Here is a 22960-nt window from a genome sequence, read left to right on the forward strand (position 1 = left end):
CCTTTAGCAGCCGGAAACTGCTTTATCAAGAGATCCGCCACGTCCGGTCAGACTGCTGCTTCATCGGGCTGGGCGAGAAGTTCCGCCAGTTTCTCCAAATCAGGCTCCAGCAATGCTTCATACTTGCCGTCTCCACCCACCTCAATGACTGGTACATGTCGAATGCCATATTTGGCTTCAAGCACGTCCCTCAGCACATCGTTGCCTTGCACTTCGATGTTCTCAAAAGGCTGGTTGCGGGCCGTTAGGAATGCCTTAACCTCCCCGCAGAAATGACAGCCTGTTTTGCTCCAAAGCACTACTTTTTTCGATGTAGAAGACATCGGCATACCTCCTGATTGTTTCATTGTCAGATCAGGGATGGATCACCACCCAGACCATTAATTCCTATCTGTTAAATAAGAATTATGGCTATAAATGTACTCCTCACCTCTTCAAGCGTCAATGGATCTTCCAATAGAATAAACCTATAAGAACATAGAAAGATTAAATTTAAAATTTGAAAAGAGCTCTTCAAGAGCTCCTTTAATCTTTGAACGTATCCCTAATCATGTTAAAGACTTGTTTGGCAAACGCTGTTGGGGTTTATGCATAATGCTCGTGTAAAAGTAAATCGTTAATCTTTCAATCGTTACATTTCATGATTCGCGATATATGTAAAGTTCGGATGCGGAAAGATGTATAGCGTTACGATACGCTGTACATCACATTCCGCATCATTCTGTCGTGCCGATATACAAGGCAGCCGAACCCGGTCATTACAAATCTTCGTTCAAGAGCTGGGGAGGAGCAATAATGGGCCAGCCTTCTTCAATCGTACGCAATTGGTTCGCAGATACATGAACGATATGCCCGGATTGCACTCCCCACCGTTCCGCAGCATAAGGGGTTGCAAACCTCCTGCGTTTACTGCCACTAATCTGGTACCATATATCCCGCTCATTCGTCGCGGCAACAATCATGCCTTCCTCCAGCGCATCGCGGTTGCTTTGAACGGGTTGAGCATGAACATGACTTCTTTCCAGGGGCCAGCCCTGTACCTCACCCGCAGATATCAGTGGCTCACCTGCAGGTACCCCGAGCAGATCCGGTTTCGCAACCAGAACGGGAGAAATGCCGCGTGGAACGGGGATGTTCAGCTTGCGTCGCTGTCCACGCATCAATCGATAAACATCGCCCTTGATATCAGAGATGAAACAGCCCTCCGGGTAAAAGTCCGTGCTGCGTCTCAGCTTATGTGTTACATCGCTGCTGCCCTTGGTGGAAATGCGCTGTCGCAGATCAGGGGAGTCTGACTTGCCCTGGGGCGTCTTGTTTTCCTGCTGACTGGTCGACACCTTGGCATGCAGCGAGAGCCGGGAAGTATCGGCAACCAGCGCATGAGGATCTCCCCATTTTTGTGTATAAAACTGTTCGTTATCCTTATTCACGACTTCATAATCCTGTTCTCCCAGCCCCTTCATGCTTACACTTCCGTAGTGATGTATGAAGGCATCCCCGGCTACCCCCAGCCTGTATCCCGCCAGCTTCACCCGGATGATCCAGTCGTCATCTTCAAAATTGCCCACGGCGTAACCTTCATCAAGATAACCTACCCGCTCCAGCAATTCCCGTGAGAATAGCCAGCAAAATCCGACCAGCCTTTCGGTCTCCCGATGTTTCGTGGCATCCGGACGATTATGTCGGGCAGCAAAAGACCACATATCCTCCACTTCCCTGTACGGGACTTCAATCTGCTGATCTCCGCCAATGTAATTCGTAACCGGACCCACGACTCCCATCTCGGGATGACTGTCAAGACAGGTCATCATGTTTTCCAGCCAGCCCGGGGTGACCAGTGTATCGTTGTTCAGCACCACGATATGTCGACCCCTCGCCATCATCAGTCCATGATTGACACCGCCGGCAAAACCGCGATTCTTATCCAGCGCAGCGACCCTTACCATGCCACCTTTGCGAAGCATGGCTTCCACCGTGCCATCCTTTGACGCGTTATCCACAACGATAATTTCAAAGGGGGCCGGTGTATGCTTTTCAATACTGGAAACACATTGCAGCACATATTTGCGCTGGTTGTACGTCGGAATAATAATGCTTACGCCCTCAAATACCAGCCCGAATGAGCTTTCCCCCTGTCGCACGCCCTCATCATAGCCTTTATGGTAGCCCTGCTTATACAGTTTTGCGTTCTTGGCTGCCCGTTTACCTGAGCCTTGGCGTCTAATCTTCCTCCCACTACGGCTTCGAGCTGAGTGCAAAACAACGGTTTCGGATGACGATGCTTTCCGCTGTTTTGAACGTCTGCCTGATGTGCTCATGTTGCTTCCTCCATTTCCCCTCTTCCAAATGCGCGTTACGATGGAACGTCACACCAGATCGTCCATTAGAGATGAAGCTCTCCTGTAACCAATTTGTCAGCCAAATGTCCAAAATCTATGGCAACCCGCCCCAGCTCACCAGCGATTCGGCGGCACAGAATGACGGCCGGAATTCCCGCTGCTACAAGAGCGATATCGAACGAATGCTCCGCAGTCTGCTGCATCACTCTCGGGATATCCGCAACCCCATCCACTGTTCCTATGATGCCTGTCACTTGTACCCCGCGACCGTTCAACAAGGCCCCGAGCTCTGCAGCTTGGCTTCCAATCAGCAGCACCCGGCGCCCCTGTACCACAGGCAACAACAGACCCGAATGATGCAGGCTGTAGTTAATCGTGGAACTGGTCAGATTCAGACGGGACCAGTCAATGCCGAAATGCCGCATTACTGGAAATAACAGTCCCTGAAAGGTGGGCGCACGCGAGATGGGGACACCTACCCAATCGGCGCCCCGAATGGCTTCCGCGAGCGTAGCACGGATGTCCGGGGTGGAGCGTGGCACCCCTGCATAGGGCAGAAACGGTGCCAGCTCCTGCACTTGTTCGCCGGGCAGAACCGTGTCAGCTGCCAGGGTCAGCAGTTCGCCATCTCCGAGGCGAACGACGGACAGGGGGCGCTGCGCATCCAGTGCCCCCTGGATGTGGCCAGCCATCTCATGAGGGCTGGCCAGCCGGGTAAGGGTGGGCGCATATTGGCGAAATCCCGCCTCGATCAGATCTGCCGCCGCCACGGCAGGCAGAATATGATCAGGCGGGATGTGCTGCGCCACCAGCGCCTCCCCGCCCGCGAACACGCCGTCGCGGAAGCCCTCGGCGTAGCCGCTCTCGGGCGCTGCTGCCGGCTGCGCAGGCGGTAGTGCCCCTGCGCTGCCAGCATGCGCCGCAGCGCTTTCCCGCCCCGCGGGCGCGACACCACCGTGCCGGTGTGTCGCTTGCTGCGGTGCTGGCCCGGGCGCACGCTGCGCAGCCGTGCGCTGTTTGGCGCGGGCGCCCCGCGGCGCAGCATGCCCGCGGCCTGCAGCTGCGCGCTTGCCCATTTTGGCTCGCGCCCCTTTACGGCCACGGCTCACGCCTGTACGCTCGCCTGCTTTCACGCGGGTGCCTGCAATGCCACGCCCTTCGCCTGTTTTCGCTCCCGTTTTGGTTCGTGCTCCAGCGCTCGCACCACGTCTTGCGCCGGTGCGCCCGCTGGCTTTGCCTTTCGGTTCTGCAAGAAGCTTGCGCTCTATTCCTGCGAGTTCCACATTCCCCTGCTTCGCGCCTTGGTTTCCCCATTCGTGATTCGAACTTGCTTTGGGCTGCACTCCCACAGATACGTACAAGGAGCCGGCATGACCGCCCAGTATCTTCTTCCTACCCAAGTCGCTGCGTTTTGCTACTCTCACGGCATTCCCTCCCTTGGCATGCGCGAGGAGTGTCGCCGCTGCACAAAGCGCCGGAGCATTCTTCCGGCTCCGGCGCAGGTTGTTCTGCTCTCATGGGACCTCTCACAGCGGCAGCATCAGGCGCATATATTTTAGGGCAGTTGACCCTTCATGCGGATGGCTGCTTCCTGAAGCGATTGGAACGTCCCGGCATCACTCCAATATTTTTGCAAAATATCGTATTCCAGTCCTCCAGCTGCTGCATAATGATTGTTCACGTCCGTAATTTCGAGTTCGCCGCGTGCAGAAGGTGTAATGTTCTGAATGAGGTTGAATACATGGTCATCATACATATATATGCCAGTAACACAATAAGAGGTCTTCGGATCACTCGGTTTTTCCTCAATGTATGAGATTCGTTCCGGATGCTGCGGATCAAACACCGGCACCCCATACCGCCGTGCATCGTCCACTTCTTTGAGCAAAACACGAGCTGTACCCGCAGGCTGCTGCATATACCGGTCCACATAAGGCTTCAAATCGTCGCTAAACAGATTGTCTCCCAGCAGCACAACGAATTTCTCTCCAGGAAGGATAAACGATGTCGCCAGATCCAATGCTTCGGCAATCCCGCCTGCCTTTTCCTGAATCCGATACGTCAGCTTGACGCCATGATCTGCTCCACCACCCAAATACTCCGTGTATAACCCAGCGGAATGTTTGTTGATCACTATCAATATCTCTTCAATGCCTGCCTGGCGGAGTCTGTCGATGCCATACATAATCATCGGATGCTTGCCGACTGGAATCAGATGCTTGTTAATCAGCCGGGTGAGAGGATACAGTCGTGTTCCTGTTCCGCCAGCAAGAATTACACCTTTCATTCCACTATCCCTCCTTCATCGGATGTCTCAATATATTTAAGGGGATCGACATGCCATTTGTTGATAAAAATGGATCGATTGCGCTCAAGCAACTGTTTCCATGCTACAGGATCAGTCTTTAGGAAACTCGCGCTGCCGCGATGATGTACCAAGACATCCCCGCATACCAGCAAACGATACCCTTTCTGGCAGGCCCTGTAGCAATAATCGTCATCTTCATAGTGTCCCGGCGAATAGACTTCGTCAAGCACACCAATGTCCTCCATCACACTTCGCCGTATGAGCATACATAAGCCGACGATCCGTCTGACTTCCTTCCATCTGGAAGAATCGACTATATTGTTGGCAGCAGCCAGTTCCTGAAAATGTTCCATGTCCCGGAACTCAAGCTCCACCTGCTGGATACCACTTGCATAGTTGGTCACCGGACCTGTAATACCAATGTTTACATCACTGTAGAGTGCTGCCCGCAGATTATCGAGCCAGCGGGTGGTAACTGTAACATCATTATTCAGCAGCAACAGCTCATCACCACAGGCTGCGCGGAGCCCGGCATTGCAAGCCGCCGGGAAACCCCGATTCTCCGGTAACCGGACAAAGCGAATTCGTTCCTGGGCACAATACGCTGCCGTTCCATCAACCGAGCCATTATCCACAACGATGATTTCATAAGATGTATGATGATCGGTATATTTTCGAATGGCATCGATACATGGCTTCAGCAGATCCAACCCATTGTACGTCGGAATAATAATACTCGTCAGTGTCATCTGGCGTTCCTCCTGTAGGCCACTTCAGCACGGGATATGGATCGGGCTTGTGACTTATTGCCGCCCATATCCAGCCAGCTTGCAATCGCCTCCAGATGATCGCCAATGATCAATCTGGCGACTTCGTTGCCGCTGCCCGTATTGGTGGAACGCAGGCGATTGGAACGAATGACATCCACCTGACTGGGTGCAGTCACTTTCAATCCGTGCTGGATGGCTAGACTTTGCGCCTTGGGAGGAACGGCCAGCGCCTCCGGTTTTACGATCTGGATCATATTACGCGAAAGGGCATGAGGTACGGCCGTCAACGAATTAGAACCCAGATCCGAACGATTAAGCACGCGGTTGAGATATGCCTTGATGCGGCTCACTTCATCCTGACGAGCAAATGGAGGCAACAGGGATGAAAGATTGTTCAGCGCCACATCATCTCCCCGGTCGACCGCATACAGAAACGGGGCGAGTTGCTCCGCCGGGACGACCATATCCCCATCCACAAAGAGAAGGGTCTCTGCCTCCGTCATCTTGGCCCCCAAGGCGCGGCCCACATCATGTCCCGCCCGATCAGGTTCATAGACCAGCGTGATACCAGGCTGTTCAAGCACCTGTGTCAGACTGTTGTCCGTTGTTCCATTCAATACCACAACGATATCCGTCAGGGGTAACCGTTTCAGTTGTACAAGCACTTGCCCCAGCGTAAGTTCCTCATTGCATGCACAGACGACTGCAGCGGCAGGTTTTCTCAGGGCAAGTGGAATGATATTTAATGAACGCCCTGCAGCATGAGCATAACCCTGCATGAATGCTTTCCCTGCGTGCATTGCAGCAGAATATCCCCTTAGCTCCACTGAGATCGCAGCCTCATGCTCCTGCCATGTTGAACGTGCATGTTGTTCAATCGATTGCTCATTTTCAAACGCCTTGCGTCCTGCCCGTTGCCCTGCGCGGAATGCTTCATGCAATACGGAGCTGTTCGTAGCCGACCTGCTCGCTGTCGAACTCTTTAGCGGCGATTTAATCAGACTCTTCCTGCCCATTGTTCTGGCTCTGTTCCGTGTTGTTTGTCTGCCTGCTGTCCGTTGACGACGGATACGCCCTGAACGCTCCTTCATTTCCTCACCTCCAGCATGTTCTATCTTTTGACGAGGTTTCTTGCTTGTTTTAGGCAACATGCTCACCTCGTCAGGCTACGAACACGCTGCAGATCGGAATGTCCTCCGCGTGGTCCAAGCGTATCGGTTATCCACCTGATCGCTGTCAGATGATCATTCCATACCACTTGACTGAGCGGGTCCGGTCCTTTTCGTTTCTTGACTCGAACTGCGTTCATTTTACCTACAGGCACATGATGAACGGCACGCACCTTTAACCCGCTGGTAACCGCCTTTGCATGTGCCAACGGTGGAATCTCCAGTGTGTCCGTACCAATCACTTCAAGTGCCCTGCGACTTAATGCATGCGGAATGGCTGTCATGGAAGCTCCTTGCAGATCAGGTCTAGCAAGCATGCTGTTCAGCACATGTTTGGCTTCTACCACAGGGTGAACAGGGATACGCACCACCGGTCCGTTATAATCATTAAGCGCCACATCCGTCCCATCCAGAATCGCTCGCACATAAGGCGCGAGATGTTCTGCCGGAATTGGAATGTCTGCATCCGTGAACAACAGCACCCTGCCACGAGCTGCCGCTGCACCGATTCTTCTGCCTCCATCATGTCCCAAAGCCTCGGCATAACGAAGTACCTGTGCCCCCGCCCTTTTTGCCGCTGCTGCCGTCCCATCCGTGGAACCATTCACAATAACAAGCACTTCAGCATCACGGCATATCCGCAGCGCCTGACGGACGACTGCACCAATGGTTCGCTCTTCATTCATGGCAGGTATAATGACCGAAAGCAGTGGGTTATGCGAGTCCGTCGAACCTTGTGCGAGTGTCTCTCTCATCGCATGCTCAGCTCCGAATGCTGGCAATTCCGTTTGCTCCACGGGTGGAATCACGTACTTGTAGGCCTTTGTACCCTTTTTGTAAGCAGATTTCAAACGACGCTTCTTTAATTGCGCTTTTCTTTGTACCAGCTTCGATTTGGCTGCATAAAAAGCTGTATTGCCGCGTTTTTGCAACACAGTCACCTCCCGGGTGTACATCAATGCCATGCAAAGGGAGTACACGTTATTCTATGTATTCATGGAGCAGTGGAAACGGCGTATGTCCTTGAACTGAGCAGGTTCTGTCTGCTACCAGGATCAGTCAATCCATTTATTTAGACATGATTCGTCAAAAAATGCGAAATATGCTACGGCTCCCCTACTTCAGACACAATTTTAAAAAAAATTTAAAATTGCATCTTTTCCAAACTTTTACATTGTGATAATATACGTTGCAAGCAATGGATTGACAAAAAAATCCTAACAAGGAACAAATGTTCCTTAAAATCCCTTTTTTTATTCCTGTTAATTGACCTTAGGTTAATTTATGCATACAAGATGATACAGGAGACCGTTTTTGCTCTGTTGCATGTACCTTGAGAGGAGTGATGCCGTTCAATACGTAATTCAGGCTTTATTATGTGAACCCGGAACGAACAGCCCGGCTCCGTAAGAACATCTTCTGCTTCGCAAGTGGACAAGACCCCTGGCTTCTGAGAGAGGAACCACAATAAACGATTAAGCCTCATGGCTGAACCGAATAAACGGTACTCCTTTGACAAGTCCTACCACAAACATACAGGCTCTGCCGACTTTGTTCATTATCGTTTCTTGTCATATTCCACGTTTCAGATTCAGCCCCACTCTCCGCGCTGCCCAAGTTGCAGACGGAACTCCAGCCGAGATTGGCATAATCATGTGTTATCCAAAAAAATCATATTGAGAATGGGAGAGTTTACTATGAAATTTGCTAAAGTTATGCCAACAATTCTTGGAGGAGCTCTTTTGCTCGCTTCCGTATCTTCTGCTGCTGCAGCTCCATTGTCTGATCAGTCCATTCCATTGCAGGCCCCTTATGCCTCTGAGGAGGGTATCCAGTTGAACAGCGGCTCTGACGAAACAATCTTCAATTTCCTTGGACAACAGGAACAATTCCTGAATTCCGACGTGAAATCCCAACTCAAAATTATTAAAAGAACTACGGATACCTCTGGTGTACGACACTTCCGCCTGAAACAGTACATTAAAGGAATTCCAGTGTACGGTGCCGAGCAAACGATCCACTTAGACAAAACTGGCCAGGTTTCGTCCGCACTTGGAGATCTCCCACCAATTGAAGAACAAGCTATCCCTAATGACGGTGTCGCTGAAATCAGCGCAGAAGATGCGATCAAGATTGCATCCGAAGAAGCCACTTCCCGCGTTGGAGAGCTTGGCGAACCACAGAAAACCCCTGAAGCGGAACTGAACATTTACCACAATGAGGAAGATGGCCAAACCTACCTTGTTTACATTACCGAAGTCAATGTGCTGGACCCCGCCCCGTTACGTACCAAATATTTCGTGAATGCCGTTGACGGCAGTATCGTATCTCAATATGACCTCATCAATTTCGCAACAGGAACAGGTACAGGTGTACTTGGTGATACCAAAACCCTTACAACCACCCAATCCGGCAGTACCTTCCAACTGAAAGATACCACTCGCGGCAATGGCATTGAAACTTACACTGCAAACAATCGTTCCTCCATTCCAGGTACACTCCTGACAGATTCAGATAACGTATGGACTGATCGTGCCGGCGTAGATGCTCACGCCCATGCTGCTGCCACGTATGATTTCTACAAAAGCAAATTCAACCGCAACGGTATTAATGGCAACGGTTTGCTAATTAAATCCACGGTGCATTACGGCTCCAACTACAATAATGCCTTCTGGAACGGAGTACAGATTGTATTTGGTGACGGTGATGGAACGACTTTCCGCTCCCTATCTGGCGATCTGGATGTAGTAGGCCACGAATTGACACACGGTGTCATTGAGTATACAGCCAATCTGGAGTACCGCAATGAGCCAGGCGCATTAAATGAAGCCTTCGCTGATATTTTCGGAAATACGATTCAAAGCAAAAACTGGTTGCTTGGCGACGATGTCTACACTCCTAACATTGCAGGTGATGCACTGCGCTCCTTGTCCAACCCTACACTCTATGGACAACCTGACAAATACAGTGATCGTTATACCGGAACATCCGACAACGGTGGTGTTCATATCAACAGCGGTATCATCAACAAAGCCTACTATCTTGCAGCCCAAGGGGGCACACATAATGGTGTGACTGTAACAGGAATCGGGCGTGATAAAGCCATTCAGATTTTCTACAGCACACTTGTGAACTATCTGACGCCTACATCCAAATTCGCTGCTGCCAAAACAGCGACAATCCAAGCCGCTAAAGATCTGTACGGAGCAACTTCTGCTGAAGCTACTGCAATTACCAAAGCTTATCAAGCTGTAGGACTGTAAGAATTATTCGTTGTTGAACTCATATTCAATCGTTCAGGCACCCCTCATCGTCCGAACGGATCAAGCTTATATATGAAAAAAAGCGGTGTCCCGGACATATCCGGGAACCGCTTTTGTCTATTTAAACATGTGAAATCATTCCTCTACAGTTATCTTGAATGAAGACACATGATCTCGCACTTTTACACAGAAGGCCCAGCGGCAATCCATGACAACAGTCCGTAGGTGTGTGTGGAGCTTGCAGTACGTGACACTTCCAGCACGGCTTCATCCTCACTCTGGGAGAGGAGTGATACCTGGAATCCCCGATCATTACACATGGCTACAATCACATAATGCTCTGATATAAACGACTCTTCAAAGGCTACCGTTACTTCCACGCTCTGTTCATTCTCAGGCAATATAAAGGCCTCCATACCGAACTGCTGCACGACAGGCTGACGGCTGACACTCCGTACAGGCTGGAATGCCAGATGTTTGGCCTGAACGGCTCCGGATTGCAGCTGATTGCTACCCACCGCTTCATCACACAAATGTTCCTGCGTAACCGATTGAGGGTCGAGCTTATACTCTACAATATTGCCAGTCTCTTGTGGCTGTTCGATATAAGACGGATTAGTCTGAGCTGTATCATCTGTCGTCAATGAATCTGCCAATGACTCTATCCACTGCTCCGTCTGACCCAGCTGCTCTTGCTGTTCCCCCAGCTCCTGATTCGATGTCTGGTGAATCTGTGTTTCCTCCAGACCAGCACTCGGCAGTGCCTCGACGATTGCTTGCTGTGATAGCTGTACAGCCTCACTTTCTGCTTGAAGCAATGCCTCTTGTCTTTTGATAGCTGCCAGCTGCCCCAGCGTTTCTCCACTGAACTGACGAATCGCATTCCATATCTCTTCGCTCAAATGCGCCGGACCTACAATGCCCGCATTCAAGTGATTAGAGGTAATACTTTGTTCACTCAGTTTGCTGCCGTTCACGCTACCATCTGCCAATTTGGCACTTGTGACGGACCCATTTTGCAGATGGATCCCACTTACCGATTCCTCTTCCAGATGGGTTGTGCGAATACTGCGTTCTTGAATATGATCAGCAAGAATCGTTCCATCTTGAATATGCCGAGATTGCACACTTTTGTCTGCCATGTGGACAGCCGATACCGCACCTTCAAGCAATTTATTGCCGTTTACACTGCTGTCGGCCAGTTTGGCACTTGTTATGGAACCATTGTGCAGGTGAATCGCACTTACCGATTCCGCTTTGAGGTGGGAGATCCCAATGCTGCGCTCTTGAATATGGTCAGCATGAATCGCTCTCTCTTGGATATGACGGGATTGCACACTTCCATTTGCAATATGGACATCCGACACCGCATCTTCAAGCAATTTGCTGCTGCTCACACTGCCATCGACCAGTTTGGCACTCGTTACAGACCCATTTTGCAGATGAATTGCACTTATTGCTTCCTCTTCCAGATGGGATGTGCCTATGCTGTGCTCCTGAATATGGTCAGCAAGGATCGCTCCTTCCTGGATATGGCGAGTTTGCACACTTTCCGATGCGATATGAATCCCCGATACAGCATCTTCGAGCAATTTGCTGCCGTTTATGCTACCGTCGGCCAGTTTAGCAATCGTTACGGACCCATTTTGCAGATGAACCGCACTTACTGCTTCCTCTTCCAAATGGGATGTGCCTATGCTCCGCTCCTGAATATGATCAGCATGAATGGCTCCCGCCTGAATATGCCCGGATTGCACACTTTCCGATGCGATATGAATCCCGGATACCGTACCTTCGAGTAACTTGCTGCCGTTTATACTGCCGTCCGCAAGTTTGGCACTCGTAACAGATCCATTTTGTAAATGGATTGCACTTACCGACTCCTCTTCCAAATGGGCTGTGCCTATGCTGCGCTCTTGAATATGACCAGCAAGGATTGCTCCCTCCTGAATATGACGGGATTGCACACTATCGTCTGCAATGTGGATATCCGATACCACTCCTTCAAGCAACTTGCTGCCGTTTACACTGCCGTCGGCTAACTTGGCACTTGTTACAGATCCATTTTGCAGATGAATGGCACTTACTGCGTCCTCTTCCAAATGAAATGTGCCTATGCTCCGCTCTTGAATATGGTCAGCAAGGATCGCTCCTTCCTGGATATGGCGGGACTGCACACTTTCGGACGCGATATGGACCCCTGACACCGCATCTTCGAGCAACTTGCTGCCGTTTACACTGCCGTCGGCGAGTTTGGCACTTATGACGGACCCATTTTGCAGGTGAATCGCACTTACTGCTTCCTCTTCCAGATGGGTTGTGCCTATGCTTCGCTCCTGAATATGGTCAGCATGGATGGACCCTTCCTGAATATGCCCGGATTGCACGCTTTCGGATGCGATATGGATCCCCGATACCGTACCTTCGAGCAATTTACTGCCGTTTATACTGCCGTCCGCCAGTTTGTCACTCGTTACAGATCCATTTTGCAAATGAACCGCACTTACTGACTCCTCATCCAGATGAATTGAGCCAATGCTGCACTCTTGAATATGATCAGCAAGAATTGCTCCTTCTTGGATATGGCGGGTTTGCACACTTTCGTCTGCAATGTGGGTAGCCGATACTGTGCCTGCGGCTAATTTGCTGCCATCAACACTACCACTCGCCAGTTTGGAGCGTGTTACAGACTCATCCTGTAATATAATCGTACTTACCGCTTCTTCTTCCAGATGAGACGTTCCGATGCTGCGTTCATGGATATGATGAGGAAGAATCTCACCATCTTGAATATGACGAGAATGTACAGCTCCTTGCTGCAGGTGAACAGCACTTGTCGACTCTGCCTGAAGATGCAAACCACTGATCAAACCTGGCTGAAGATGAGCCGCTGTAATTGATAAAGGTGCCAGATGGTCTGTTTCGACAGATCCAGGTGCCAAGTGATGGGATGTGACCACCTGTTCAGCAATATGCTCCTCATGAATGATATCTGCCTTCAGATGCTGTGAGCTCACTACTTGAGCTCCCAAATGCTCAGACTTCACGCTTCCTTCAACCAGATGGACGGATTGCACAACGGATGGCTGCAAGTGCTCGCTACCTACAGCAGCCTGTTGTAATTCTGTCCCGGATACCGAGTCTGCTGTCAAATGATCCGCAGTTACGGACCCATGCCGCAGTTTGTTGCCAGTAATACTGCCATCGGCGAATAATTCTGGTGAACGTATTTCCTCCGACAAATGTTCCAGTGAAACGGCATGCTGCTTCAGGTGATAACCGCGAATGGTTCCTGCTGGAATATGTTTGGCGTTAATGCTTTCTGCCATAATCTTGGAAGAAGTTACGCTGCCGTCTGCCAATTTAGCTGACGTGACAGCAAAATCCGCCAGTTTATCTGTAGCAACACTCTCTGGTGAGAGCTTGGGGGAGGTAACCGCATGATCTGCCAGATGTGGCGGAAAAATGGACCCACCAGCCAGCTGGACTGAAGTTACACTACCAGGAGCCAATTTGTCTGCTGTGACCGCCGCCCGTGCAATAGCGTCCGTTTCAACACTGCCCGGCTGAAGATGAGGTACACCTACGGCATGTTCTGTCAGGTGCTCCGATTTCACTGCATAAGGTCTCAGGGCCTCGGATCCCACGCTGCCTGGAGCCAGATGTGTACCTGTGACTCCACCGCTCGCAAGATGCGAGGATATGACACTTCCCGGGGCAAGCACTCTGCTGCTAACCGATGCCGTTCCAAGTTTTTCTGTTGTCACACTTCCATCCGCGAGCTTAACGTCTGTAACGGCAGCCTCCTGCAATTCATACGTACCTACGGCCGACTCTGCAAGATGCCGCTCAGACACCACGCCATCTGCGAGAGCATCTCCGGACACACTTCCAGTAGATAGATGGGTTGCCTCGATGCTTCCACTTGCAATGTGAATGGAGTGAATTGCGGAATTGTCCACATGTACCGGCGTGATTCCACGATTCGCAATGTGTTCCGCACGAATAGACCCTTTGGCAAGATGTTTACCCTGTACGGCTTCATCCGCAATTTTGGAAGAAATGACGCTCTGATCAGAGATCTTGGAGGCCGTAATTGACTGTTCCAGCAATTTTGCTGTTCCAACAGACTGGTCTGCCAGTTTGCTGCTGGTTACTGCACCTTCCGTCAAATGCTCACTGCCCACTTCTCCATTGCCAATCTGCTCCTTGCCAACTGCATGAGCGCGAATCTGGCTTGAACCGATTGAACCGTCCAGTAGATGTCTTCCACTTAGCGAACCCTCAGCTAAATGTCTTGTTTGTATGGAACCATCCTCAATCTGGTCACTTCCAATACTGCCATTAGATAGTTGTGAACGACCGACAGCCCCTTCTGCCAGATGTGTCTGTTTAACAGCACCTGCCTGAATATGGTGAGACTCGATGGATAGTTCTTCGATTTTGCTGCCTGTGACAGCACCTTCACGAATTTTGGATGTAGTCACCGCATCGTCAGCCAGTTTGGAGGTATGCACAGCTCCTCCCGTGAGATGCCTTGTATCCACGCCGCTAATCGCGATCTTGTCTCCAGTTACAGAATGATTCTTGATTAATTCTTCCGTAACCAGCATGCGGCTGAGATGTCTTGTGCCGATGGAACCGTCGGCAATTTTGGCTGAATCGATTACCTGGTTGCCAAGCTTCTGAGAAGTAATGCTGCCATCTCTGATTTTCTCACCAGCAATAGAAGCATTTCGTATTTTGTGACCGGACACGGAGCCGTCAATCAGGTGCTCCTCGGATACAGACGCTTCCGCAAGTTTCGCGGAAACAATTGCCCCGTCTGCAATGTGAATGCTGGTCACCGCATAATCCTGCAATGCTTCACTGCCGACCGCATCCGGTTTCAGCTTGGAAGCGTCCACAGAGAACGGAGCCAGTTTGCTCTCCGTAACAGCAAATTCACTCAAGTCATCCGTGTAGATATAGTGTCCGGTATGACCCGGCATCTGGTTCTGGTTCAGGATCTGCAGCCGGTCCTTGCTTACTGTCTCCTGTTTGTTGATGCCCTGCTCTTCTTCCAGAGCAAGCGGAGCCACGCTGCTGACCTGAATCTGCTTTTCCGGGCTATCTTGCGTCTCGACTTCCTTGCTATCAGACTCTACGGGTTCCGGCTTGATGATTTTGTCTACGATCTCTAGGTCTTCCAGCTCGTTCGTTGTAGCAGGTAGTTCCGTTGATTCGGATAGGAAATCTTCTGATGCCTGAATGGCCCTCGAAACTCGTTTATTTGTATTCAAGCGTTCTTCCCTATTCAGAGTGAAACCTGAGTTCATTGTATCTGACCGTCGATTGGTCAGTTCCAGTTCCTTAAATTTGGGACTCACATGCCGCAGTTTCGGCGTAGGAACCTTCTTATTGCCTTTTTTACTCATGCAGCTAGCTCCTTCCTCTGACGTTCGTCTCCGGCATCATATGCTTCGATATAGGCATCTGCCACTTCAAATCACGACTTTTGCTGATAACATTGGATGAATGTAGGAGTCAACATGCGAATGATGTACCTGTCCATGGCGAAATAGGCTGTGCCCGGCTATAGATGAAAGGCGGCTGTCCACGCCCTTGATCCAGCAATGTCATACGATACTCCATAAGCATTTCGTATAAATCCGTAAAATGACTTCCAATCCGCACTGTAAAACCCGCCTCTATCTGGATTGAACGGAAGCGGAAGGCTAACAAGAACATGTCGGTGCATATCGATGCATCATGATTCCGGTCTACGTTATCGTGATGTCCATCATGCGGTGACAGGCCGGCATTCCATGAATGGATGATCCATGGTCGCGATAACATTGAAGGAGGAACGGTCATGCTACAAGAAACGATCGGCATTATGTTCGATTCACGCATGTACCGGGGGATACCGGCTGGAAGGACGGGTCAGGAATCACTCGCGAATTATGAACAGGCAGCGGCCTGTTATGGATTAACCCCTTGTTTTTTGCGGCTGGAGGATGTGGATTCGGACAACAAAACCTGTTTTGCTTATGTAAAAAAAGAGGGCATATACGTTCGTCAAAGGATGCCATTGCCCTCCGTTATTCATAACCGGGCTCTCCAGCTTCGCCGTACGGAGCAGCATCAGGTGACCAAACTGCTGTTGCAGGGCATACAGGTATACAATGTACGTAATCGATACCGCAAAGACCACATTCACGAGATGCTTTATCAGGACCCCGGTCTCAGGCAACATCTCCCCCGCGCGGTCAAAGCTACACCTGAGTCTTTGGCATATATGATGGAACATTACGATGATCTGGTGATCAAGCCATGCAGCGGAAGCATCGGTCACGGCATCATGCGGATTTTCCAAAAGGATGGTCAATGGAAACTGACATGTGAGACAAGGACTTCACGTAAGGGATGGGCCACCTTTCGACTGAGTAAGGGACAACTGCCATCAGCCACCCTGCGCCGTATTTTCCGTCATGCCTATCTCATTGAAGAGCGTATACCTCTGGTTCGTTATCAAGGAAGACCCGTAGATCTGCGGGTATCTGTGCAACGTGGAAGTGACGGTTTGTGGGGGATCACGGGCATATTCGCCAAGGTGGCTCCGGCTCATACGTTTGTCACGAATATCGCCCAAGGCAGCAAAGTCCTGACGCTGGCTGAAGCCGTTGACTTGGAGACAACAGACTGGCATGTACTTGAACTGGAGGCCAGAATCCGGTCTGTCGGACTCCGAATCGCACGGACTCTGGCTTCGAGCCTGCCACATCTTGCGGACCTTGGACTTGATCTGGGCATAACAGAGAAGGGCCAGATTTATTTTATCGAATGCAACGGAAGGGATCAGCGCTACGGTTTCCGCAAGGCCGGGATGAAGGAGCATTGGAAAGCCAGCTACCGGCAACCCATGGCTTACGGACGTCTCCTGCTGGAGCAGAATTCGCGCATACCGCGGCAACCCCAGACGTATGATCGTGGCCTATATTGATTTCGTGGGCATTCTGTGTCAATATTATGCAGAACGGCCGGTCCTGCCGGCCTTGAAGTTCGCACTAACCCTAAGGGGGATATTCATGGCAAAAACGCTGTTGCGGTTAATGACCGAGCTTTCTTCTCGCAAATGGATCTCCCGGACTGTGGGAGCCTTCTCCAAGAGCCGGGGAAGCAAGGCATTTATCCCTTATTTTGTCCGGACCTACGACATCCCTGTTCAGGAAGCTGAGAAAGACTGGAAGGAATATCGTTCTTTGAATGATTTCTTTACCCGTAAACTTAAACCGGGCATGCGCCCGCTTGAACTTTCAGAACATGCACTGATCAGTCCGGTAGATGCCAAAATCACGGCAGCCGGTCCTGTATCTGCTGGAACGCTCCTGAATGTTAAGGGACAAAATTATACACTTGCTGAATTATTAAACCACTCACCACATCTGGAGAAGTACAAGCACGGTTATGCCTTTGTCCTGTATCTCAGCCCACGCGACTACCACCGCATTCACGCGCCTGTTAGCGGTCGCCGCATTGAGAGTGAGCATATTAAGGGCAAGGTTTATCCCGTAAATGATTTTGGTCTGACCCATATGAAATCGGTGCTGAGTCGGAACGAACGGCTCATTACGTATATTGCTCATGATTATGGAGAAGTTGCTGTCGTGAAAGTAGGCGCAATGAATGTGAGCAGCATACAGTACGCTGGTACGGATGTAAGTTCATGGGCACAAGGCGATGATCTCGCATATTTTGAATTCGGTTCCACCGTCGTACTGTTAACACAGAGCGGCACATTCGAACCGGACCCAGGCTTGCAGCCTGGCGACTCCGTCAAAATGGGAGAATTGCTCGGTCGGTTAAAACCAATCCATTGAGCAATGCGCAGATGATTCCTGAATAACAGGAGTCATCTTTTTTAATTTCAGATCTCAAGAAAGAGATTACACAGAACTTTGACCTATATAAAAAAATATAAAAAGGTACTCACAGCCGGAACACCTTTTTAGGGTAAAGTGTCCAGGCTATGAGTACCTTTTGCCGATCAGAGAATCCGATTATCCGCTTCAGAGCTATGTAGAAGTCAGGATGATTACCGTTCCCATTCCATTTATACATGCAATACGAAGCTAAGCTTCGTCATATTGGTTTTCTGACCGTTCCTTAAAACCATACGTCCTGCATTTCCTCTGCCGGTTTGGAGCGGCGCAGACGGTTCCGGAAAATATTAAAGCCCCTGATAGAGCATCCCCGGTTGCGGACCCGACGTTTTCCGTTCATCACAAGTTCCCCCTTTCGATCGTCTGGAATGCTACATACTTACCCCCGCTTCCCAGAATTGAAACGTTGCCATATTCTACCGGACAGAGAGGCCCTAACGGATCTCCGACGGACTTTTGCCGGTGTACTGCTTGAACTGACGACTGAAGAAAAAGATATCGCGGTACCCAAGGGCATCTGCCACTTCGGTTACATTCATGCCGGTATGCACCAACAGATGCTCAGCCCGCTCAATGCGCATGCGGATGATATAGGATTGCACGGACGAACCAATCAATTCCTTGAACTTGATCGAGAAGTATCGAGGCGATAATCCAGCCCTTGCAGCGAGGTCTTCCACGCGATGTGTTATCCCCGGATGTTGACGAACATAGTTAGCAACCTCCTGGATGACATCAGACAACTGGTTGCTCACCTTTTTCTCCACAGGAGCTTCTGTATCTGCACGTAGCAAATGAATCATCAACTGTTTCAGAATCAGCCGGCTCTCTTCATCCCGCCCATATACATCGGATAGGAACAGTCTTACATACCGAGCCAGCAAGTGCTCAAATTCCACCGTTTCCAGTACCTCACGATAGGACTGGGGAACATCATTAACGGGTATATCTACATCAAAATGAATATACGTAAGTACCAACGGTTTTTGCTTATTATGTGTTGCAGTAGGATGATCGCCTGGCCTGAACAGAAAACAACTACCCTTGCCAACTTCATACGACCGGTCATTCAGCACAACGGTCCCTTCACCACTCCATACATAAAATAAGTCATAGTTTTGCATCGGTTTTTCCCGCTTCTGCCACTTCCATCCCGGTTCGCAGACAATTTTGGCGACGGCGGGCAAAATAACAAAAGATGACGGCGATGCCTGCAGCATGTCGCCACTCCCCCTTGAAAGTTAATCTCTTTTGCATACTGCATCAATAATGATGCGATATGTGTCTATATATGATTTCTGCTCCTGCTGGAGCGAAACGCCTTATTCCATTATACAGCGGAATTCACCGAAACGAAAATGTGCACTTCTCCCATGCTAACCTCATTCGCCTTATCCCCTCTTGAATCTCCTCCTTCTCCAGATGTGCAAAGCCAAAACACACAGCCGGAGGACCAGGAGTCAGCCGATAACGCACCGCATCGCGGAATACGACACCTTCTTCCTGAGCCAGTGCCTTGAACCGCTCGTAACTGTCGATATTCCCTTTCCATGCAGCATAAATATGCAATCCAGCATCCCCAGGCTGCATGATGAAGGGTTCCGGTAATTCCCGCTTCATCTCATTGACAAAATAAGCATGCCGTTCCCCGTAGAGACGGGTTAACCTTCTTAGATGGCGCAAATACCCTCCTCGGGCCATAAACTTCGCAAGTGCACGCTGCTCCAGAAGGGCAGGAGGTACGGGTTCGTATAGTGCTTTTGCAGCGATCAGTGGCTGCACCAGACTGGGTGGCAGAACCGCATAACCAAGCCGGAAGGATGCAACCATCGTTTGTGAGAACGATCCGACATAGATGACCCGTTGTTCACGATCGAGTACTTTGAGCGGTTCAATCGGCCTACCTCCCCAGCGAAATTCACTATCATAATCATCTTCAATAATGACGGCATTTCGCTCCGAGGCCCATTCAAGTATGGCTCTCCGTCTGTCCAGACCTAGAACAGCTCCTGTAGGAAACTGGCGGGTTGGTGTCACAAATAACGTCTGTGCTTCCCAGGACTGCGGAATAATCCCCCCGGTATCTACTTCCGCTGGAATAATCTTTCCTCCACAGGACTTAACGGCATGAGCAATTCCCTGATATCCCGGATTTTCCAATACGACAGCGGCCCCCTCAGGGATAAGCAGCTGTGCCAGCAAAGTGATGCCCTGCATGGAACCACTAAACAGCACAATCTGTGATGCCTCAGCCTGGATGCCCCGTGTCCACCTCAGATGTGATGCGATGGCCTCACGCAGTTCAGGGTCTCCGGCAGCACCACTTCGTTCATGCGATCCGCTCCGATGAACAGCGGCCAGCGCACTTTTCCATTCCGCTTGTGGGAAATGCTCGGCTGGCATACGCTGTACATGGAAGTTGATGACCCTTTGCTCCCGGTCAAGGGCTGACAGTTTCTCCTTTTGATTCTGGATATTCAGCTTACTCACCCGCTCTCCCCATGGAGAAAGTTGAATGATTGCCTCCTGTTCCGCATGTTCCTGCGCTGTTATGGTGTCCGAAACAAAAGTTCCTCTTCCCCTATGTGCCCGCACATAACCATCGGCGAGCAGCATGTCATATACCTGGGCTACGGAGCCGCGTGACATTTCATATTGACGTGCCAGCTCTCGGGTGGAAGGCAGTCTTGTGCCTCCAACCAGCGTCCCAGCATGAATGGCATCACGCAAAGCATGGTACAATGCCTCGTATTTGTAGCGGTGTTGAAGCTCGTATGAATCCATAGGCAGCCACAATTCCATCATGCACCTCTTTTTCTGAAAAATTGGTCTATTAAAGTGAATGTAAATTGGATCTTTTTATATGTCAATGTAGGTTCTATTGTTATGGCTAAAGTACAGCGATCTAATCCACATGCCTTTCAAGGGGGAACAACGATGAGAAGAAAAGAATTCAATGTAGATGAAGAGCAGGAAATGATAACATTTCTGGACCAATGCTCCTTTGGTTTCCTGGGAACGGTCAGTCCGGATGGGCAGCCACGGGTGACACCGCTAAACTTCGTATATATGGATGGTTGTTTTTATTTCCACGGCAGTCTTGCCGGAGAGAAGATGAAGCAGATCAAGCAGGATTCCTCTGTCAGTTTTACCGTGGCAGAAGAGTTTTCCCTGATTCCATCTTATTTCAGTGATCCGGAGTTAGCTTGTCCGGCAACCTCTTTTTTCAAAAGTGTAATGGCATTCGGTCAGGCAGAGCCGATTCAGGATTTGGACATCAAGGGCAAGGTTCTGCAACGCTTCATGGAGAAACTCCAGCCGCAGGGCGGATATATCCCCATTGATGCAGCTGATCCCCGCTATAAAGGTAATCTCAAAGCCGTTGCAGTGGTCCGCATTGTTCCTGAACGAATGAGTGCCAAGTTCAAATTTGGACAGAACCTCTCGTCCGAACGCTTTGATCATATTAGCGGCGAACTGGAACAGCGTAACGAAGGACGAGATGCGGAAACTGCCGAAATGATGCGGAAATATTGTCCTTTTCATCAGAAATAACGTTCATTTTCCATAGTATAATCAAACGAGAAAAGTGACATTAACCTAACTCAAAAACACCTGCAACAACGCGGTGAAGTGATAAAACTGTCATTATGCGTAATTTCCGTGACGGGGGCAAGGCAAGGTGTTATAATGTTAGGCAGTTGAATCCCAAAGACTTGGAAGGATGAAAAGAATGAATCCACTGGCTGAACAGTTGAACGAAAGTATTCAGGCAGGCAGCAGTCACGTCTACTCCATGCTGTCGCAGCTCGGCAAAGAAATCTATTTTCCAAAAGAAGGTATCTTGAGTCAGTCTGCTGAAGCAGCAAGTCTGGCCAAAACCTACAATGCTACGATTGGTATTGCTCTTGAGGGCGGTGTGCCAATGCACTTAGCTGTTATTCAGGATAAGCTGTCCGCATACCAACCGAAGGATTTGTACCCTTACGCTCCGCCTGCAGGAAAGCCTGAGTTGCGGACCGTATGGAGAGACAAGATGCTGAAGGAGACACCTTCCCTTGAAGGTAAAACGTTTGGTAATCCCATTGTGACTAATGCATTAACTCATGGACTGAGTATCGTAGCCGACCTGTTCGCCGAAGAAGGGGACGCTATTATATATCCGGATAAAAACTGGGAAAATTACGAGCTGACCTTCGGAATTCGTCGTCACGGCGAGTTAGTTCATTATCCCCTGTTCGATGATCAATTGAACTTCAACAGTGCAGGCCTACTCGAAGCGTTGCTTGCGCAGAAGGACAAAGGCAAAGCGATCGTGCTGTTGAACTTCCCGAACAACCCGACAGGTTATACGCCTGGAGCCGAAGAAGCAGATGCGATCGTGGATACGATTCTTCAAGCGGCTGAGGCTGGTGTGAACGTTGTTGCTGTGACAGATGATGCCTACTTTGGTCTCTTTTTCGAAGATTCCATTCACGAATCCCTGTTTGGCAAACTGGCGAACCTCCACCCACGTGTGTTGACTGTCAAAGTTGACGGTGCCACGAAGGAAGAATTCGTATGGGGCTTCCGCGTTGGATTCATCACGTACGCCCATGAAGATGCTGCAGTTCTCCATGCTCTGGAGCAAAAAACACTCGGTATTATCCGGGCAACCATCTCCAGTGGTCCGCATCCTTCCCAAACTTTTGTACTGGATGCGCTGAAGGCACCTGAGTTCGAAGCACAGAAGCTGGAAAAGTTTGAAATCATGAAAGGCCGCGCCAACAAAGTAAAAGCCATCCTCGATAGCGATAAATACGGTGAGGTATGGGATTACTATCCGTTCAACTCCGGTTACTTTATGTGTCTGAAGCTGAAGGATGTGGGCGCAGAGCAACTCCGGACCCATTTGCTACAGAAATACGGCGTCGGTACCATTGCTCTGGGTGAGGCTGATCTTCGGATTGCCTTCTCCTGTATTGAAGAATCCGGACTGGAAGATCTGTTCGATACGATCTATCGTGGAGTTTTGGATCTACAGACAACTTAATTTATATACAGTAATGCTTATCCAAATAAATAAGTCAGGGAGCGGACTTGCATTCGTTTCCTGACAAATATGACCCCCTTTGTATCGTGATGAATGTCTCTCGATATAAAGGGGTATTTTGTGTTCCGCTTTGAAAACGTACACGGCTATCTTG

The 22960-nt window shown here is 50.0% G+C and carries 16 protein-coding genes; 5 read left to right on the forward strand and 11 right to left on the reverse strand.

The genetic code is table 11. From position 1 onward, the window contains the following. Positions 1-47: 47 nt before the first annotated feature. The 7 genes from AC3ITG_RS26335 to AC3ITG_RS26365 all read right to left on the reverse strand — a co-directional run bounded on the left by AC3ITG_RS26335 (position 48) and on the right by AC3ITG_RS26365 (position 7521). Entirely contained in the window at positions 48-323 is a 276-nt protein-coding gene (locus AC3ITG_RS26335) for a glutaredoxin family protein (RefSeq protein WP_063566643.1), read from the reverse strand. 435 nt (positions 324-758) lie between these two features. After that, complete coding sequence (locus AC3ITG_RS26340; protein ID WP_489251823.1) at positions 759-2318, reverse strand: glycosyltransferase family 2 protein; 1560 nt, start codon at positions 2316-2318, stop codon at positions 759-761. Positions 2319-2383: 65 nt separating this feature from the next. Further along, complete coding sequence (locus AC3ITG_RS26345; protein WP_489251824.1) at positions 2384-3148, reverse strand: GT-D fold domain-containing protein; 765 nt, start codon at positions 3146-3148, stop codon at positions 2384-2386. A gap of 746 nt (positions 3149-3894) precedes the next feature. Next, positions 3895-4626, reverse strand: a complete 732-nt coding sequence (locus AC3ITG_RS26350; RefSeq protein ID WP_449010903.1) for a sugar phosphate nucleotidyltransferase — start codon at positions 4624-4626, stop codon at positions 3895-3897. Then, positions 4623-5396, reverse strand: coding sequence for a glycosyltransferase family 2 protein (locus tag AC3ITG_RS26355; protein WP_163761080.1), 774 nt, complete (start codon positions 5394-5396; stop codon positions 4623-4625). Before AC3ITG_RS26355 ends, AC3ITG_RS26350 begins: the two co-directional genes overlap by 4 nt. Further along, positions 5393-6508 (reverse strand): glycosyltransferase family A protein, encoded by a 1116-nt coding sequence (locus AC3ITG_RS26360; RefSeq protein ID WP_240343224.1) that lies wholly within the window; start codon positions 6506-6508, stop codon positions 5393-5395. Before AC3ITG_RS26360 ends, AC3ITG_RS26355 begins: the two co-directional genes overlap by 4 nt. Before the next feature lie 62 nt (positions 6509-6570). Next, positions 6571-7521 carry a glycosyltransferase family 2 protein gene (locus AC3ITG_RS26365; RefSeq protein WP_345940807.1) on the reverse strand — a complete coding sequence of 317 codons (951 nt, stop codon included), beginning with the start codon at positions 7519-7521 and terminating at the stop codon, positions 6571-6573. Between the two features lie 762 nt (positions 7522-8283). Between AC3ITG_RS26365 and AC3ITG_RS26370 the strand changes: the two genes are divergently transcribed. Next, positions 8284-9849 (forward strand): M4 family metallopeptidase, encoded by a 1566-nt coding sequence (locus AC3ITG_RS26370; protein ID WP_449010897.1) that lies wholly within the window; start codon positions 8284-8286, stop codon positions 9847-9849. Positions 9850-10031: 182 nt separating this feature from the next. Here the strand turns inward: AC3ITG_RS26370 and AC3ITG_RS26375 are convergent, their stop codons facing one another. Together AC3ITG_RS26375 and AC3ITG_RS26380 are read right to left on the reverse strand one after the other, a co-directional pair. Beyond that, positions 10032-15266, reverse strand: a complete 5235-nt coding sequence (locus AC3ITG_RS26375; RefSeq protein ID WP_489251825.1) for a WIAG-tail domain — start codon at positions 15264-15266, stop codon at positions 10032-10034. 109 nt (positions 15267-15375) lie between these two features. Then, positions 15376-15525 carry a hypothetical protein gene (locus AC3ITG_RS26380; protein WP_413373423.1) on the reverse strand — a complete coding sequence of 50 codons (150 nt, stop codon included), beginning with the start codon at positions 15523-15525 and terminating at the stop codon, positions 15376-15378. Between the two features lie 178 nt (positions 15526-15703). On the opposite strand from AC3ITG_RS26380, the gene AC3ITG_RS26385 reads away from it, so the two are divergent. Then, positions 15704-16834, forward strand: a complete 1131-nt coding sequence (locus AC3ITG_RS26385) for a YheC/YheD family endospore coat-associated protein (protein ID WP_413373425.1) — start codon at positions 15704-15706, stop codon at positions 16832-16834. Between the two features lie 85 nt (positions 16835-16919). Next, the gene (gene asd, locus AC3ITG_RS26390) at positions 16920-17711 is read left to right on the forward strand and encodes an archaetidylserine decarboxylase (protein ID WP_413373426.1); all 792 of its coding nucleotides are present in this window, start codon (positions 16920-16922) and stop codon (positions 17709-17711) included. Positions 17712-18208: 497 nt separating this feature from the next. Here the strand turns inward: asd and AC3ITG_RS26395 are convergent, their stop codons facing one another. Next, positions 18209-18994 carry a helix-turn-helix domain-containing protein gene (locus AC3ITG_RS26395; RefSeq protein ID WP_053783204.1) on the reverse strand — a complete coding sequence of 262 codons (786 nt, stop codon included), beginning with the start codon at positions 18992-18994 and terminating at the stop codon, positions 18209-18211. A gap of 124 nt (positions 18995-19118) precedes the next feature. Then, on the reverse strand, positions 19119-20579 hold the full coding sequence (gene pdxR / locus AC3ITG_RS26400; protein WP_489251826.1) for a MocR-like pyridoxine biosynthesis transcription factor PdxR: 1461 nt from the start codon (positions 20577-20579) through the stop codon (positions 19119-19121). Between the two features lie 132 nt (positions 20580-20711). Between pdxR and AC3ITG_RS26405 the strand changes: the two genes are divergently transcribed. Further along, positions 20712-21329, forward strand: coding sequence for a pyridoxamine 5'-phosphate oxidase family protein (locus AC3ITG_RS26405; RefSeq protein WP_489251827.1), 618 nt, complete (start codon positions 20712-20714; stop codon positions 21327-21329). A gap of 178 nt (positions 21330-21507) precedes the next feature. Then, the gene (locus AC3ITG_RS26410) at positions 21508-22806 is read left to right on the forward strand and encodes an aminotransferase class I/II-fold pyridoxal phosphate-dependent enzyme (RefSeq protein ID WP_489251828.1); all 1299 of its coding nucleotides are present in this window, start codon (positions 21508-21510) and stop codon (positions 22804-22806) included. Positions 22807-22960 lie beyond the last annotated feature (154 nt).

The organism is Paenibacillus sp. GL_099_B (assembly GCF_057835695.1).